Annotated in this window: 15 protein-coding genes; 3 read left to right on the forward strand and 12 right to left on the reverse strand. The window is 70.3% G+C overall.

All coding sequences use genetic code 11. The features are described from left to right. Positions 1-101: 101 nt before the first annotated feature. The 6 genes from QZ607_RS00590 to QZ607_RS00615 form a co-directional block, all read right to left on the reverse strand. A complete protein-coding gene (locus tag QZ607_RS00590; protein WP_295878450.1) occupies positions 102-686 on the reverse strand; it encodes a DNA-deoxyinosine glycosylase in 585 nt (194 codons plus the stop codon). Between the two features lie 22 nt (positions 687-708). Beyond that, positions 709-1,635 carry a DMT family transporter gene (locus QZ607_RS00595; protein WP_295878452.1) on the reverse strand — a complete coding sequence of 309 codons (927 nt, stop codon included), beginning with the start codon at positions 1,633-1,635 and terminating at the stop codon, positions 709-711. 62 nt (positions 1,636-1,697) lie between these two features. Beyond that, positions 1,698-2,366, reverse strand: a complete 669-nt coding sequence (locus tag QZ607_RS00600) for a sulfotransferase family 2 domain-containing protein (protein WP_295878454.1) — start codon at positions 2,364-2,366, stop codon at positions 1,698-1,700. A 404-nt stretch (positions 2,367-2,770) separates the two neighbouring features. Further along, positions 2,771-4,246: a sigma 54-interacting transcriptional regulator gene (locus tag QZ607_RS00605; RefSeq protein ID WP_295878456.1), complete on the reverse strand. Its 1,476-nt coding sequence runs from the start codon at positions 4,244-4,246 to the stop codon at positions 2,771-2,773. A gap of 289 nt (positions 4,247-4,535) precedes the next feature. Further along, entirely contained in the window at positions 4,536-5,075 is a 540-nt protein-coding gene (locus QZ607_RS00610; protein WP_295878458.1) for a hypothetical protein, read from the reverse strand. 14 nt (positions 5,076-5,089) lie between these two features. After that, the gene (locus tag QZ607_RS00615) at positions 5,090-6,298 is read right to left on the reverse strand and encodes an XRE family transcriptional regulator (RefSeq protein ID WP_295878460.1); all 1,209 of its coding nucleotides are present in this window, start codon (positions 6,296-6,298) and stop codon (positions 5,090-5,092) included. A gap of 760 nt (positions 6,299-7,058) precedes the next feature. Here QZ607_RS00615 and QZ607_RS00620 point away from each other — a divergent pair. Beyond that, positions 7,059-7,238, forward strand: coding sequence for a hypothetical protein (locus QZ607_RS00620; RefSeq protein WP_295878463.1), 180 nt, complete (start codon positions 7,059-7,061; stop codon positions 7,236-7,238). 179 nt (positions 7,239-7,417) lie between these two features. On the opposite strand, the gene QZ607_RS00625 is transcribed toward QZ607_RS00620, so the two are convergent. After that, the gene (locus QZ607_RS00625) at positions 7,418-7,831 is read right to left on the reverse strand and encodes an SCP2 sterol-binding domain-containing protein (protein ID WP_295878466.1); all 414 of its coding nucleotides are present in this window, start codon (positions 7,829-7,831) and stop codon (positions 7,418-7,420) included. 344 nt (positions 7,832-8,175) lie between these two features. Further along, positions 8,176-9,738 (reverse strand): exopolyphosphatase, encoded by a 1,563-nt coding sequence (gene ppx, locus QZ607_RS00630; protein WP_295878472.1) that lies wholly within the window; start codon positions 9,736-9,738, stop codon positions 8,176-8,178. Positions 9,739-9,971: 233 nt separating this feature from the next. Here ppx and QZ607_RS00635 point away from each other — a divergent pair, with 233 nt between their 5' ends. Then, the gene (locus QZ607_RS00635) at positions 9,972-10,568 is read left to right on the forward strand and encodes a hypothetical protein (RefSeq protein ID WP_295878474.1); all 597 of its coding nucleotides are present in this window, start codon (positions 9,972-9,974) and stop codon (positions 10,566-10,568) included. Positions 10,569-10,582: 14 nt separating this feature from the next. Here the strand turns inward: QZ607_RS00635 and QZ607_RS00640 are convergent, their stop codons facing one another. The 4 genes from QZ607_RS00640 to QZ607_RS00655 all read right to left on the reverse strand — a co-directional run bounded on the left by QZ607_RS00640 (position 10,583) and on the right by QZ607_RS00655 (position 15,609). After that, positions 10,583-11,137: a hypothetical protein gene (locus QZ607_RS00640; RefSeq protein WP_295878476.1), complete on the reverse strand. Its 555-nt coding sequence runs from the start codon at positions 11,135-11,137 to the stop codon at positions 10,583-10,585. A gap of 221 nt (positions 11,138-11,358) precedes the next feature. Continuing rightward, positions 11,359-12,564, reverse strand: a complete 1,206-nt coding sequence (locus QZ607_RS00645) for an HlyD family efflux transporter periplasmic adaptor subunit (protein WP_295878477.1) — start codon at positions 12,562-12,564, stop codon at positions 11,359-11,361. 4 nt (positions 12,565-12,568) lie between these two features. After that, complete coding sequence (locus QZ607_RS00650; RefSeq protein WP_295878479.1) at positions 12,569-14,944, reverse strand: ABC transporter permease; 2,376 nt, start codon at positions 14,942-14,944, stop codon at positions 12,569-12,571. Positions 14,945-14,949: 5 nt separating this feature from the next. After that, positions 14,950-15,609, reverse strand: a complete 660-nt coding sequence (locus tag QZ607_RS00655) for an ABC transporter ATP-binding protein (protein WP_295878587.1) — start codon at positions 15,607-15,609, stop codon at positions 14,950-14,952. Between the two features lie 370 nt (positions 15,610-15,979). Here QZ607_RS00655 and QZ607_RS00660 point away from each other — a divergent pair, with 370 nt between their 5' ends. Further along, on the forward strand, positions 15,980-16,456 hold the full coding sequence (locus QZ607_RS00660; protein WP_295878480.1) for a DUF29 domain-containing protein: 477 nt from the start codon (positions 15,980-15,982) through the stop codon (positions 16,454-16,456). Positions 16,457-16,603: the final 147 nt, after the last annotated feature.

Below are 16,603 nucleotides of genomic sequence, written 5' to 3' on the forward strand. Positions count from 1 at the left end.
GAGCGCGAAGACAACGCAGGAGCCGCCCCGGGTGCACCGGTGTCAGTCGGTACCCCGGGGACGGCGGACTTCAGTCCGCCGATGATCAGTGATCGCTGACCTCAGGTGTTTCGCGGCCTTGCAGCGGGCGCCCGAGCTTCTGCCCGATCTTCTCGAATCTTCTCCAGGATCACCCCCCAGGCGGCCAGCTTTTCCTCGAATGGCATCCCCGCATGCGCCGGGCTCGTGGACGGCAGCCGCAGGCGCTCGATACCGGCGTGCGGCTTGGTCAGCGTCGGCAGCACCCGGCGGCGGAACTCGCGCTCGGCGGTGCCGCCGTTGAAGGCGATGCAGCGGATGCTCGGGTGCGCCGCCAGCAGTGCCGCGAAATCGTTCACCTGCACCGTGTCCGGGCGGATGTCCGCATCCAGGCTGCCGGGCCGGGCGCAGGCGGCGATGACGTCCCAGAGCGCGATGCAGTGGTCGCGCAGCGCCTGGGCGCGGCCGGCATAGTCAGTCCCCGCCGGCAGCCCCAGCAGCTGTGCCATGATGGGCCAGAAGGCATTGCGCGGATGGCCGTAGTACTGCTGCGCCGCCAGCGACGCCTCGCTCGGCATGGAGCCCAGGATCAACAGCCGCGGCGCCTCCCCCAGCACCGGCGGAAAGGCCCGGCGGATGGGCGCCGCTTGCACGTCCGACCGGCTCATGCGTTGGGGTGGGGGGCGCGCGTCAGCTGCTGACGATCACGGCGACGCCCGCCACCATCAGCGCGCCTGCGGCAAGGTGCGAGCGCAGGCCCGTTTCCCCGAACACCAGCGCGCCGTAGAGGATGCCGAAGAGCAGGCTGGTGCGCTTGACGGCGAGCATGTAGGCCACCTCTACCCGGGCGATGGCCAGGAAGTGGGTGTAGGCCATGAGCCCATGGAGGGCGGCCACCCCGAGCACCGCGCGGGGCCGGCGCAGCAGCCCGCCGGGACCGAAGAGCGCAAGCCGGGGGGAAGGAGCCGCCGCGCCGGCCGCCCGCCCGATCCGCAGCGGCAGCGCCCACACCAGCGGCATCGTGAGCCCCAGCACCAGAAAATAGAACGGCCCGAAGTGGGTCGGCGGCAGGTAGTCCAGCACCGCCTTGCCCATGGTGGCCGTGAAGCCGTACAGCAGCGCCACCAGCAGCATCATCCGCGAGCCTGGCTCCCAGAAGATCGCCGCCAGGGGTGCGGCCCAGCTGCGCAGGTCGCCAAGCCTGGCATGGCGGACGTTCAGCAGCCAGGCGCCCGCCACCACCAGCAGCACGCCGAGCGCGCCCGTCAGCGACACCTGCTCCCCCAGCAGCCAATCGGCGATGGCGAGCACGAACACCGGCGTGAAGGCGAGATACGGCAGGGTCAGCGACAGCGGATGATCGCGGATGGCGGCCATGTACAGCAGCATGGCCGCGATCTCCAGCGGCAGCATGGCCGCGAGCCAGCCCCAGAAGGGTGCCGGCAGGGTCCAGGGCGCCGGCATGCCGATGAGCAGCGGCGCCAGCAGCAGCCCGCTCACGGAGAAGCGCACGACGCTCACCTCCGCGGCGGTGTAATCGCCGAGCCAGGCCTTGGTGGCGGCATCCGCAGACGCCAGGGCCGCCGCGGACAGCAGCGCGAGCAGGAGCCAGTCCATGTTGAGTGTGGGGTCGGTTGGCGGGTGACGGCGTCCGGTCCGGGCTTCGATTCGGGCTGCGATCAGGCGTCGGCCGGGTCGAAGGCATAGCCCAGGAGCTCGATGTCGCGGGCGAAGTGATCCGCCACCAGGGCGGCGGTGGCGTCGTCGTAATAGCCGCGGTAGTCGCGCTCGCGGTCCGCGGCCCGGCGGCGATGCGGCAGCGTCACGCCGGCGAGCCCGATGCGCCGGCAGGCCTCGTCGAAGTCCTCGTGCAGGCGCTCGTAGCGGCCGATGAAGTCCACCACGATGTCGCCGTGCAGGTCGATGAGATAGTCCGTCTGCAGCTCGATGGAGGTGTCCACATGGAATTGGTAGGGCCGCGCCGGGTCCAGCTTCCAGCGCAGAAAGTCCGCGAAATCCTCGTGGCCGCCCAGGAACTGCGGACGCTCGCGGCGGATGTGGTGGAAGGAGCTGACCTGAAGGTCCCAGGGATTGCGCACGAAGGCGAACTTGAACAGCGCATCGAACCACTCCTTCGGCAGCAGCTCCTTGGCGGCGACGACCTTGGCGTGCCGCGGCAGCTTGGTGGCGATGCGATGCCCGCTCAGATGACTGAACCGGCTGCACAGGAACATGGGCCAGTACCAGGGGTCCGCCCAGCGCCGGCCCTGGAGCGCCGCGCGCACGCTGGTGCCGCCGGTCTTGGCGATGTGCACGAACAGAAAACGGTGTTTGGGCGACAGCAGCATGGGGCGGCATTGTAGCGGGTCGGGTGCGGGGGCGGCTGTTTGGGCTGGTTAGGCTGCGGCGCGCGAGGATGCGCGGGAGAGGACGTGAAGAGGGGCACGCGAAGGCGCGAAGGCGCGAAGGGCGGGACGCGGTTGGGGCACGCGAAGGCGCGAAGGCGCGAAGGCGCGAAGGGCGGGGCACGGAGAGGACACGCGAAGACGCGAAGAGGCGAAGGACCGAAGGGCCTCTTGTGCGCGTTCCGGCGCTGGGGCCGTTGCGGTGCCCTGTGGGAGCGGCGTCCCCGCCGCGACGAGGGCGTGCGGATGCTGCCGGAGCCGTCCGGCCCGCGCAACGCCGCAGTGGCGTTCCTGTCGCCCCCGTTGCCCATCGCGCCGATGCCTGAGCCCTGCGGCGGCGCTGGTCCTCAGCCGCCCTCGACGTGGCGCTTGACGGTGCGCCGGTCCAGCCCCGTCACCCGCGCCACGGCCTCGTAGGTGCCGAGCTGGTCGTAGAGCCGCCGGCAATAGCCGCGCAGCAGCGCCGCAGCGTCGAGCCGGCCCGCGGCGGCCGCGTCGAGCCAGGCGTCCGTGCCGGTGGGCTGCGGCAGCGGGTCCGGTGCGCAGCCGCCGGTGAGGATGATGCGCCGGATGGCCTGCTCCAGCTCGCGCACGTTGCCGGGCCAGGCGTAGTCCCGCGGCAATGCGTCCAATGCCTTCAGCACCCGCGGGCGCAGCGCAGCGGCGGCCTCGTCACCGGCGAGCCGCGCGAGCAGGGCGTCCACCAAGTCGTGCAGCTCCGCGGGGCTGGCCGCCAGGCGCTCGCGCAGTGTCGGCAGGACGATGATGTTGGCGGACAGGCGATAGAACAGGTCCCGGCGGAAGCCGTCGTCGCCCAACAGCTCGGCGAGCGGCCGGTTGGTGGCCGCCACCACGCGGCCGGCGAAGCGCCGCTCCTCGTGGCTGCCCACCGGGGAGAAGGTCCGCTCCTGGAGCAGGCGCAGCAGCTTGGTCTGGACGGCCAGCGAGAGGTCGCCGATCTCGTCCAGAAACAGCGTGCCCTGGGCATCGCAGCGGGCGAAGAGCCCCTCGTGGTGGTCCACGGCGCCGGTGAAGGCGCCCTTGCGGTGGCCGAAGAGCTCGGACTCGATGAGCGATTCGGACAGCGCCGACAGGTTGGTGGCGATGAAGCCCGCCTCGATGCCGCGCGCAAAGCCGTCGCCGGCGTCGTTGAGCGGGATGACGCCGGAGCGGCCCATGGCCGCCGCCGCCTGCCCCTTGCCGGTGCCCGTCTCGCCGAGGAGCAGCGTGGGGAAGTCCTGAAGCCGCTCCCACAGCAGCAGCGCATAGGTGGCCAGATCCGCCGTGAACACGCTGTTCCATAGCGCCTGGCGCAGGACGCGCATGGGTGCACTGCGGCCCACCAGTGCCTGATCGATGAAGAAATAGGCCCGCCGCAGCTGGTAGTAGAGCGCGATCCAGCGCCGGCACTCGGCCGGCTCGAAGCCGTAGCCCGCCAACGCCTCCGTCAGCTCCTGCCTGAGTCCCCGGCCGAGCCCGCCGCTGCCGCCGCGCGCGATGAGTGGGTCGAAGCGCTCGCCGAAGCGCTGATAGCAGTGGAAGAGAAAAACCCGGCGCATCAGTGCCTGGTCCTCGCCGGTGAAGTCCTGGAGTTGGGAGCGCCCGCGCGCCGCGAGTGCCTGCAGCCTGGCATCGAGGCCCGGCATCAGCCGGTGATACTCCGCCGCCTGGGAGACGAGCTCAGCCGTCGGCGCCGGCTCCGCGTCGCCCAGCAGTCGCGCCAGCCGGCCGCGATCCGCTGCGAAGGGATTGGCGAACACCGTCTCGCAGAGCAGGCGAAAATAGGCGCGCTCGTCGGGGCTGAGGTGGCGTTGCTGCGGCAAGGTCAGTCCGGCACAGGGTGGTGGGACAGGGGGCGGGGCAGGGTGCGCTGCGATGGTCCTCGATCATAACGCCGGCCACCTGGTCAGCTGACTGCTGAGTCAGGTCATCCCGGCCTGACACAATCAGGGCTGGAAGCGGTGACGACGCAGGGTGCGCCCGCGTGTGGGGGATTCGCCATCAAACAAGAGAGGTTGCCTCTCGTTCCCGGGCTCGGCCCGGGAATGCGGCGCGCGAGGCTCTGCCTCGCCTCTGCTGCGCGCATATCGTGCCGCGCAGACGCAGTGGGGATCAGTGAAACGGATCGCGCCCGCTCGGGAGGAAGCGGGCGCGGTCGCGGATGGCGATCAACGCACTGCGGACTTCCCCAGCCGACGGGCCAAGCCGGTCCACCCACCGATTCAGCACCGCCGGCGTCGTCAGCACCAGCACGCCCGCCTCACCGGCCAGGCGGATCGCCTTGCGGTCGTCGGTGGCGAGCTGCCAGCTACGGCACCGGGCGATGGCGAGCGCCATGGCCTCGCCGTCGTCCAGCTCGGCGGCCAAGGCGACGTAGGCGGCCAGCTCCGCCTCGGTCTCAGGACGGACGACGGTCAGTAGGCCGCTTTCGATGTGTGGATCAAGCAGGATCGGCTCGCGCGCAGCGTCGGCCGTGCTCGAGTGGACATCATCGGCGGCGGGTTCGGCGCCTCGCCGCAGGAACAGCGCCTCGGCCAACACTGCCTCCGGCAGTATCCAGCGGAGCCCAAGCTCGCCGAGCCAGGTTTCGAGCGCATCTGCGGCGGCGAGGTTGATGAGGCAGCAGGCGTCCAGAACGACGCTATCGGACATGGCCCAGGCCGGCGTCACGACGCCAAGTCGAACAGCGACAGCTGCTCCGGCATCTGCACGGACTGCGCGTCGCCGTCCGCATCCAGATCGCGGGAGGTGAGCGTGGCGTCGACGATCTCGCGGGCCGTGACGCGGTCGGTGCGCAGGAAGCGGGCGAGCTGACCTTCGCTGATGGCCGCTTTAAGGTAGGCCTGCACCGCGAGGTAGCGGTACCGCTCGGGGAAGGGGTCCTCCGAGGGCGGACGCGTCGGCAGCCCGAGCAGCTGCCGGGCGGCGCCGGGCTTGAAGCCGCGCTCTGCGAGTGCCTCCCAGGTGCCGCGGGGCAGGAGGCCGACGTCCTCCAGCCGCAGCGCGGCCGCGTGCACCGATACGTAGAAGTGGTGTGCGAGCCGGCTCAGGTCGGCGGTCTGGAAGTCCCCGCTGCGCTCCGTGATGGCGAGAAAACTCCGGCGGATGGCCGTCTCCGGCATCAGGAAGCTCGCCGCGAAGGCATCCGCGAAGCGCTCTGACAGGGGCTTGCGCTTGGCCGGCTGGACGTAATCGACGCCGGGCTTGTGGCGATCCGCAAGGAAGTGCGCGTATTCGTGCGACAGCGTCCAGCGCCGGCGTTCCGGCGGGTGCTTGCGGTTGATGAGGATGCAGTAGCCGAGGTCCGGCACAAAGGCGTAGAGGCCGGCGAGCCGCGAGGGCAGGCTGCCGTAGAAGACATGCACACCGGCCTGTTCCACCAGGGAGCGCAGATCAACGATGGGTTGATCGCCCAGGTGCAGCCGGGAGCGCTCGCGGATCGCCACGTCTTCGGCGAAGGCCGCTACCTCCACGCGCTGCGGTACCGAGACCTCGGGCGCGAAGTCCCGAAACGGCTCGCTGCCAGTGAGCCTTTCAAGCGCCCGATAGTCGTCGGCAAAGGCCGTCAACTCTCCGATGACCGCTTGCAGCTCTGCGCTCATCTCCGTTCGCAGGGACGCGCGCAAGTGCGGCTCGATGGGTTGCGGTGCGGGACTTGGACGGACAATCTCGTTCAGGGTGCGCCCATACAGCCTCGCCAGCTTGACCACTTCATCGGGCTTCACCGCCCGTGTGCCCTTTTCGATGGCGATCAGGGTCGGTCGGCTGACGCCCAACTGTTCAGCGGCCTCCTGCTGCGTGAGTCCGGCGGCCTTGCGGGCCGCCAGCAGGCGTGCGGCGATGACGCCGATGTCTGCTTCAGAAATCTGATGCATTGGCATCGTGCTCAATGTCTTGTTGTAGGAGCAACTCTCTTGAGCGTGAGGCTCAGCACTCGAAGCACTTCCTGAGCAAGCTCATTCGGGCTCGCGCCCTCTTGAATGAGGCGGCGCGCCTGATTCCACCGAGGGCTGGTTTTAGGTCCAGGGTCTCGTTCTCGGCCATAGGTAAACCGCCGCTTGTGCGATGGGGGCATCACGATTTGATTGTTGTCGACGATAAGATAGCTCGACTGTTTACAATGTCAAGATCTGGTCCGTCGCATCACGCCGGACTGTTAAATCCTTTCATGCCTGCATGCCTGCCGGCCGCAGGGCGGGTCGGCTGAACGGGAACCGCCTGATGCGTGACCAACAGCGCTTCGCGGCGATACGGAAGGCATCCGCTCAGTGTTGCGCGCTGGAGGTCAAGCGATGACGTGCACCCAGATGGTGGACGCCCAGCACCGGCTCGCCCAGCACTTGCCCGCCCAGCACTGGCCCGCCCAGCACTGGCCCGCCCAGCACTGGCCCGCCCAGCACTTGCGCGCCGAGCGCCGTCGCTGCCGTCGCGCAGCGCCTGGCTCCCCGGCGCGGTTTCGGCAGGGCATTGCGGAACCGATGTGCGCGACCGGGCGCGTCCCGGTATGGTGAGCTGCGGCGCCTTGGTGGCGGAGGGGGCGCAGTCAGACGGCAGCCTGAGCGCGCCGAAGCGTCGCGGACATGTGCTCCGTCCGCTGATCGGACAGAGGACCAATATCCGCAGAGCTGGAGGATCGTGCGCTCGTCCGGACGAAGCTGCCGCGGCTGTCTGGACGCCGAGGAGCTTGGCGATATCGAGGCGCAGCGCGGTGCCGCCGATGGCGACCGCCAGCTGGCCGGAGGATCAGGTCTGCGACTGCTGGCAGCGACGCTGGAAGCGATCAGGGTCGTGGTGATCGTCGATGACGTTAGTTGACCAAGTCGACGATCCAGCAGCCAACGAGAAACCCGCCTTCGGCCCGACGCGGCGGGGCCAGGTTGGGTGGGCAGAGCAGACCGGGGGCCGCTTCCGGGAGCCGATTGAGGGGGGCGAATCGTGGCGCATCGGGCGGCGGCAGGACGCCGCCGCCCGGCGGGACGGCAGAGGGATGCGGCTCAGCCGAGCTCGTCGGCGCCGATGTCCTTCATGAGGTTGAAGCTCTTGACGAAGGGCCCGGCCATGCGCGGGTCCTTGATCATGGCAGCGTAGTCACCGTGCTTGAACTTGAGCTTGCCGGTGGCGTAGGCGGTGCCCATGCCCATCATGCCGATGCCCTTCTTGACCCACTTGAGCCAGTCGTCCATGTCGGCGCGCATGTCCCAGTCCGGGGTCTCGCCGTTCCAGTCGCCGGCGCGGGTGCAGATGCCCTTCTCGACGACGAAGACGCCGCGGGGGTTTTCCTCGTTCTTGAAGCCGCAGGTGATGACGGAGTCGAAACCGATCTCGGCGAGCTTGCCGCTGACCTCGGGGTCGTTGTTCCAGCCATCCTTGAGCTGGTTCATCCACTCGGCGGAAAAGAGCTTGGCCATGGTTGTCGCTGTCCTCCTTCGTTCGTTGGCGGGATGCCGCGCAGGCGCGCGGACGGGGTGATTCTTCGCGCGCTGATTCTAGCAGCAACATCCGCGCACGAGGTTACTTGTCCGCAACTGCTTCGGGCTTCGGGCTTCGGGCTTCGGTGCGCGGTGTTGGGCTGCCACGGGCGCACCCGGGTGCGGCCTTTCCCGGATCATTGCCGGAGGCGGCTGCGGGGCATGGCCGGGGAGGACGCCCGGTCCGGCTGGGGCGTCGCCGCTGCGACCTGGCGGGGCTGCGTGCTTGGGCTGGGTCGGGGCCCCGCTGTGCTGCGGCGGCGGGCGCAGCGCTGGGGCAGCCGCTACCGGAAGTCCAGGCTCAGCCCGCCGGCGAGCAGTCGCGAGGCCTCTTCCTCCAGCTCCAGGCGGGTGAGTGGATGGTCGTCCAGCCAGCCCTCCGGGAAGCGCAGCACCAGCGTATCCCCGGCGGCGCTGAGCGCGGGCTCGGGGATGCTGTCCGCGCTGCGGCCGCGATGCATGAGCACCGCCAGGCGCAGGATCACGCACAGCCGTCGCGCGCAGCAGCGCACGCTGCTCGGCAGCGCCAGGAAGGCATCCACCGGGAACTTGCGCCGGTGGCCCAGAATCAGCGCCGCCAAGACTTCTTGCTCCTGACGGGTGAAGCCGGACAGGTCCGCCTGGCCGATCAGATAGGCACCGTGCTTCTGGTAATGGCTGTGGGAGACGGCGAGGCCGATCTCGTGCAGCTCCGCCGCCCAGCCGAGCATGGGCGCATAGTCGGGATGGGCCAGCTCCCAGGGCTCGGACAGCTGTGCCAGCAGGTGCAGGGCGGTGTCCCTGACCCGGGCGGCATGCGCCTGGTCCACGTCGAAGCGCCGGCTGAAGGTCGCCACGGTGCGCTCGCGCACGTCCTCGTGCTCCAGGCGGCCCACCATTTCGTAAATCAGGCCTTCCCGCAGGGCCTGGTCGGACACGCGCATGTGCTCGATGGCGAGGGCGGAGAAGAGCGACCGCAGCACCGCCACACCGCCCACGAACACCGGCCGGCGCTGCTCGCTCAAGCCCTTGAAGGGCAGTCCGGAGGCCTTGCCGGCGTCGAGGATGGCGGCGCGCAGCCGCTCGAGGGCCTCGGCCGAGATGCCGTCCTCGCTCCAGCCTTCGGCCATGACCACGGCGGCGATGGACTTGACCGTGCCGGAGCTGCCGGTGGCCGTGGCCCAGCCGGATTGCCGGAACAGCTCGCGCACCGGGCGTACCTCCAGTGCGCCGTAGAGCTCCGCCTTGTCCATCTGCTTGGCGGTGATCTTGTCGTTGCTGAAGAAGCGCCGCGACATGCTGACACAGCCCATGTGCAGGCTCTCGCGCAGGGTCGCCTGGAAGCCCTGACCGACGATGAGCTCGGTGCTGCCGCCGCCGATGTCGATGACCAGGCGCTTCTCGTCGCCGATGGCGAGCCCGTGGGAGACGCCCAGGTAGATGAGCCGCGCCTCCTCCCGCCCGGCGATGACCTCGATGGGGTGTCCGAGCGCCCGCTCGGCCCGCTCCACGAAATGTGCTTCGGGCCGGATCTGGCGCAGGGTATTGGTGCCCACCGCGCGCACCCGCTCCGGCGGCATGTCCTTGAGCCGCTGACCCATGCGCTCCAGGCAGGCCAGTGCGCGCTCGGCGACGTCTTCGCGCAGGTGCTTGTCGCTGGTGAGCCCCTCGCCGAGGCGCACCATTTCCTTGTGCCGGTCGATGACCTGCAGCGTGCCGCCGTCCATGCGCGCCACCAGCAGGTGGAAGGAGTTGGAGCCCAGGTCCACCGCGGCGAGGGTGTCGCCGGCATCCACGGCGCGCGCGACTTCCGGGTCGACCTCGGCTCTGGGGGGCGGGGAAGGGGCCGTTGCGGCGGGATCTGCCATCGCCTGCTCCGGTCGCTTGCAAAGGGCAGGGCGCGCTGGGCGCCGGGATTGGCGCCGCAGTATAGCCGGGGCCGGGCGGCGCGGTGGCGTTGGATGTCAATCCGCGCTGTGTCGCCTGCTGCGGGCTGGGCTCGCTCCGCCACGGGTGCGCCGGCCCGCGCATGGTCTGAGCACGCTGCAACTTGCTATGCTAGGCGAAAACCCACTGCGTACACGCCTGGAGGACAGCGCCCATGGCCACCACCGCCATTCGCCAAGAAGTCGATGAGCTGCGTGAATACATGAAGGAGCTCAGCTACCAGGCCATGCGCACCGAGATGTCGCTGAACCGACTCGCAGACGAGATGCGGGAGTTCAAGGACGAGACCGAGCTTGACCGCAAGCGCATGAACAAGCAGTGGGGCGATCTCGCCAACCGCCTCGGCACCCTGGTGGAGGACATCGTGGCGCCGAGCCTGCCGCGGGTCGCGGCCAAGCTGTTCGGATGCGACATACCGGACTTCTTCGCCGTGCGCATCGCACGCCGCCGCAACGGCGAGACGCGCGAGTACGACGCCATTCTCGCCTGCGGTGACGTGGTCCTGGTCAACGAGACCAAGTCGCGCCTTCAGGCCAGCCACATCGACCCGCTGCTCCTGAAGCTCGCCGAGCTGCCGCGCTTTTGCCCCGAGTACGAGGGCAAGCGCGCCGTGGGCGTGCTGGCGAGCCTCTACCCGGATGACAGCGTGGTGCGTCGCGCCACCGCCGCGGGCGTGCTGGTGATGGGCATGGGCGATGACGCCATGCAGGTGATGAATCCGGACGCCCTGGGGGTGGGCGCGGGCGACTGACGCCCCGGGCTTTCTCAGTGCGCTTCGAGCTTGCCGAGCTCGGACAGGATCTCCAGCACCAGGCGCTCGCCCTGGCTGTCCATGCCGCGGGTGAGCCGGTCTGCATCCCGCTCGCCCTGGATCATGGGCCGGATGACGCCGGCGAGGCGCGCCATCTGGCCGCCGACGGTGCTCATCTGCTCGGCCATGTTGCCGATGAGCGCCAGCGCCTGTGGATTGCCCGTGCGCGCGGCATGGATCATGTGCGCGAGGCCGGGGGCCGCCATGGTGGGGTCCTGGCGCTGGGTCGGGTCGGGCAGGGTGGACGGGTCCTGCATGCCGCGCAGGATGGCGTCGGCGATGATCTGGTCCTCTTCGTCCAGTCCGCGGAAGACCTCGGGGCCGCGCTCGCCGGCGGCGATGCGCTCGAGTGCGGCCACCAGCGCCCCCCAGCCGCTTTGCTCGGCACTGGCCAGCAGGGCGTCGAATTCAGCCCGGCGCTCGGCGTTGCCGCAGGTCTGCGCCACCTGGCGGATGAATTCGGCGTGCACCAGACGGATCTGCTCGTGGCGGTCGGGGAAGTCGGACATGGGTTTCGGGCTCGCTTCGATCGGCGGTGACTGATGGCGTGGTGGTCAGGGACGCCGGCGGCCCGGCGCCCGGCCGGGGATGACGACAGATCGCTGCCTCCGGGTCAAGGCCCATGCCCAGCGTCGGTACCTGCTGCGAGGATTCTCTGCACAGGTCGTCGGTATGGCCCGGTCGGCGCGAAAGCGCGGGTCTTTTCCGGCGACTGGTGTGCGCAGCACGTCTATCGAGCCTTCACCCTTACGCCGTCCGTCACGTCGTCACTGGGGTGGTCGATGACGGCGTCGCCGGGCTCGAGCCCCGCGGTGATCTGCGCCCGCAGGCCGGTGCGCCGGCCGACTTCAACCTGGTGCAGCCTTGCGCGGCCGTCCTCCACCCGGAACAGCGACCAGCCGTCGGCGTTCGGATCAGCCGGCCGGAACAGGCTGCTGGCCGGCACCTGCAGCACGTCGTCCGCCTGCCAGAGCACGAAGCGCGCCTCGACGCGGTAGCCGTCGCCGAGGCGCTGCCAGCGCGCGGCGGGTGACGTGAAATCGGCGATGACCAGCACGCGCTGCTCCTCGACACCCAGGGCCGAGACCTTGGTGAAGCCCACGGGCTCCACGGTGCGCACCACGCCCTCCAGTGGCTGCTCGCCGCCCCATTGCTCGAACAGCACCCGTGTGCCGGGCTGCACCCGCACGGCGTCGGCGGAGAGCAGATCCACCTCCACCTCCAGCCGCGACGGGTCGCCGACGACCAGCAGCAGCTCGCCCAGGCTGACCGGGCCCTCGCACTCACGCTGCACGGCGAGCACACGGCCGTCGATGGGGGCGCGCACCGGCACGCGCTCGGCGGTCTCGCTGTCGGCGGCGGCGCTGGAGTGGGCCAGCGCGGTGCGGGCCGCCTCCAGCTCGTAGCGGGCGACGCTCACCGCGTGCTCCGCCGCGCGCAGCGCCGCGTCGGCGGCCAGGCGCTCCATGCGCGTCTGGTCCAGCGCCTCGCGGGACACGACGCCCTTTGCCGCCAGCGGCTCCACCCGGGCCAGCTCGGCCCTGCGGTACTCGGCGCGGGCGCGGGCCGCCCCGGCGTTCTCCCGCGTGGAGGCGAGCGCCGCCTCGGCGGCGGCGACGCGGGCCTCGGCCTCGGCGCGGCTGCGCGGGTCCAGCACGGCCGATTGCAGCGGGGTGATGCCGAGCAGCACCTGGTCTTTGCTGACCGGGTCGCCCACGTCCAGATCCACCCGGCAGGCGACGCCGGCCACCGGCGCGCGGATTTCGTAGCGGTCGATGACCCGGGTGCGGCCGTCCTCATCGATGGTGACCCTGAGCGGCCCGCGCCCGGCGGTGACCATCTCCACCGGCACCGGCCGCGGCCAGAAGCCCCAGAGCAGGAGGCCTGCCACCACCAGCGCGGCGGTGAGGATGCCGGGGTGTCGCAGCCAGCCCATGGTGTCACTCTTTGCTCTTGAGCACCGCCACCATGTCCAGCCGCCCCAGGCTGCGCCACAGGAGTCCGCCCGACACCAGCGCCGAGATGATGACCACCAGCGCCGCCAGCGCGTAGACATCGCGCTCCAGCACCAGCGCGATGCGGTACAGGTCGCTCTGGAAGGCATAGGCCAGATAGGCGCACAGCCCATAGCCGATGGCGAGCCCGAGCGGGATGGCGGCGAGCGTCAGCAGCGCCAGCTCGCCGAGCAGGATGTAAGCCACCTCGCCGCGCTCGAAGCCGAGCACCCGCAGGCTCGCGAGCTCGCGGTTGCGCTCCGACAGCGCGATGCGCATGCTGTTGTAGACCACGCCGAAGGCGATGGTCGCGCCGAGCAGCGTCGCCACCAGGGTAAAGAACAGCACGCTCTGGGCCAGGGTGTCGTAGAAGGCCCGGATGGCCGCCGCCTGCTCGACGATGCCGGCGATGCGCGGCATGTCCTTGAGCAGGGCGTAGACACGGCGGCGCTCGCGCGCGTCCACGGCGAGATGCACGCCGGAGAGGGCATCGCCCTCGCGCAGCAGCCGGTTCAGCGCCGCCCGCTGCATGTAGGCTCCCACACCCAGATACTGCCGGGCGGTGGCGGCGACGGGCAGCTCCAGGGTGCGCCGCTCGCCCTCCAGCACCTCCACCCGCAGCACATCGCCCGCGCGCACGCCGAGCAGTCCGGCGAGGTAGTCGTTCAGGACGACGCCCTCGGGCGGCAGATCGATGGGCTTGAGGTCCGTGTCCAGCAGCCGCAGCAGGCGCCCGTCCGGTGCCACGCCCTCCAGGGTTGTCCGATAGCTGCGGTGGCCGTGCCTGAGCCGTACCGGCACGCTGCGCAAGCCCTCCGCATGCTCGACGCCGGGGAGGCTGCGCAGGGAGTAGAGGGCATGGCCGGAGGTGGGGTCGGTGAAGGTGGCGGTGAGATCCGCGCGCTGGCTCAGCCCGAACTGCACGCCCACCATGTGGTCGATGGCGCCGCGCTGGAAGCCGCCGATCATCATGATGCCGCAGGCCATGGCGATGCCGAGGGTGGTGAGCAGGGACTTGAGCGGGCGCCGCTCGATGTGCCGCAGGATCATCCGTGTCGGCTGTGCGAGCCAGCGCTGCAGGCCGAGCCGCTCGACGATGGTTGCGCGGTATACCGGCGGCGGCGCCGGGCGCATGGCCTGCGCCGGCGGCAGCCGGGCCGCCCCGCGCACCGCATGCAGGGTGCCGAGCAGCGCCACACCGATGCTCACCGCCGCCGCGGCGGCCACCACCCGCGGGCGCAGCACGAAGTCCATGTAGGGCAGGCTGTAGAAGCTCATGTAGATGTGACTCAAGCCGCGCCCGAGCAGGATGCCGAGCCCGATGCCGCCGGTGATGCCGAGCAGCACGATGGCGAGCATCAGCTTGGCGTAGTGCAGGCCGATGTCGGCGCTGGCCCAGCCGAAGGCCTTGAGGGTGCCGATCTGCTCCCGCTCGAGGCCGATGAGCCGGCTCGCCACGACGTTGAGCAGGAAGGCGGCCACGCCGAAGAAGATCACCGGAAATACGGTTGCAATGGTGCGCTGCTGCTTCAGTTCTTCAGTGAGGAAGCGGTGGGAGAGCTGGTCCTCGCGGGCATAGGCGCCGGTACCGCCATAGGGCGCGAGCAGGGTGTCCAGCCGGTCGATGACGTCCTCGACGCTCGCGCCCCGCGTTACGGTCAGGGTGAGGTCGTTGAAGGCGCCGTCCATGTCCAAGGCGTTGCCGAGGGACTCGCGACCCATCCACAGGATGCCGTAGCGGGCCGGGTCCGGGAACATGGCGCCGGGGGCGATCTGGTAGATGTACTCCGGCGACCTTGCCAGGCCGACGATGGTGAGGCGCTCGCGGCGGCCGTTGATGGTGGCGCGCAGCGTATCGCCCTCGGCCAGGTCATGCGCCCGGGCCAGCTCCACGGAGATCAGCGCCTCGTCGGTGCGCCCCGGCTGCGGCAGCCGGCCGCTCGCCAGGTGTACGCGGTTCAGGACGCCGGCGCCGGCGGCGGGTCCATGGTCCGGCAGGGACACCAGGTGCGCGCTCACCGGCTCTGGAAAGCCCGCGATGTCCAGGCTCACGAAGGCCACCACCCGGGTCTGCACCCGGTCCACGCCCGGCATGGTTTCCACGCGCCGGGCCAGGGCCTCCGGTGCGCGCTTGAGCGGTGCGAAGACCGCGGCGAAGCGGTGCTCGCGGTAGTAGCGCGCGCGGGTCTCGTACAGGGAGTCCACGGTGCTGAAGGACATGATGAAGACGCCCACACCGCTCACGATCACCAGCGCGATGGCCAGCGCCTGCAGGCGCATGCCCCAGAGCTCACGGACGAGCTTGCGGTCCAGCGCGCGCATGGGTCTCACCAGCTGAGCTCGCGCGGCGCGACGCGGATGGCATTGCGCCGGACCTCGGCGATGCGCCCGTCCGCCAGCACGATGACCCGGTCCGCCATCTGCGCGATGCCGGCGTTGTGGGTGATCACCGCGGTGGTGGTGCCGAGCTCGCGGTTCACCCGCTCCAGCACCTCCAGCACCACGATGCCGGTGGCGGAGTCGAGCGCCCCCGTCGGCTCGTCGCACAGCAGCACGTCCGGGCGCTTGGCCACCGCCCGGGCGATGGCGACCCGCTGCTGCTCGCCGCCGGAGAGCTGGGCCGGGAAGTGGTCGAGGCGGGCGCCGAGACCCACCAGGTCCAGGGCCTCCGCCGGCGGCATCGGGTCGCGCGCGATCTCTGTCACCACGGCCACGTTCTCCCGCGCCGTCAGGCTCGGGATCAGGTTGTAGAACTGGAACACGAAGCCGACGTGGCGGCGGCGGTAGCGGGTCAGCTCGCGGTCGCTCGCCGCGGCCAGGTCGCGGCCGGCATAGCGCACCTGCCCGGCGGTGGGCGTGTCGAGGCCGCCCAGGATGTTGAGCAGCGTGGACTTGCCGCTGCCGGACGGCCCCAGCAGCACCGCCAGCTCGCCGGCATACAGCGCCAGGTCCACCCCACGCAGGGCCTCCACCCGCACCTCGCCCATGCGGTAGACCTTGGTGACGCCGCGGACCTGGAATACGGCGTCCCGTCGCGCGGCGTCGGGCACGGCGTCGCTTGTTTGCGGCGATCTGTGCTCGGGCGCGCTGCGCGCGGGCGGTGGCGCGTCGTCGCCATCAACGGGGTCGGGGCTGGTGCGGGCGCCTGCCATCGGCTGCTGGCCTGTGCGGCGGGACTGACTGAAGCATAGTCGCCGGCGGCGTCGGCCGTGCCGGTCGATCCCGCTGGGGCCCGCAGGATGGACAAGCTGGCGTGACAAGCAGCAAACTCACACTGATCGTCGTCCCGTAGACACCGTAAGCAAACAGAGCAGCAGAGCAGCACGCCGACTCCGCCACTCAAACCTGTGCCTCGCCATGAGCCAACCCGCTGACCTTTACCACCGGGACTTCAACGCCTGGATTGCCGAGCAGGTCGATCTGCTGCGCGCCGGTCGCGCAGGCGACATCGATGCCGCACATCTCATCGAAGCGCTGGAGGACATGGGTAAGAGCGACCTCCGCGAGCTGCAAAGCCGTCTCGTGATCCTGCTCGCGCACCTGCTGAAATGGGAGTTTCAGCTCCAGGCATTGTCCGAGCGCTGGCGCGAATTCGAAGGCAAGCGCTGGCGCGACACCATCATCGAGCAACGCGCACAGATCGCCACGCTCCTCGAAGATTCACCAAGCCAGAAGCAGACATTGACCGACGCGATGGAGCGCGCCTACCCGAAGGCAAGGGCGCTGGCGCTCAAGCAGACGGGCCTGCCCGATGACGCGCTGCCGAGGCAGTGCGGCTATGCGCCGGAGGGCGTACTCGACGAGGGCTTCTATCCTACGGCGCCCGAGGGCTGAAGCCGGCGCGCTCCGAATGTGGGAGCGGCGTCCCCGCCGCGACGACTTCCAGGGCGGCTGCGGATGGCACTGTCAATCGCGCCGGGGACGGCGCTCCCACACCGGCCGCATCATGCCGGCCTCGCAGTCCGAGGCCGGAACGAATGC

The sequence above is a fragment of the uncultured Thiohalocapsa sp. genome, from assembly GCF_913063425.1.
GTDB lineage: Bacteria > Pseudomonadota > Gammaproteobacteria > Chromatiales > Chromatiaceae > Thiohalocapsa.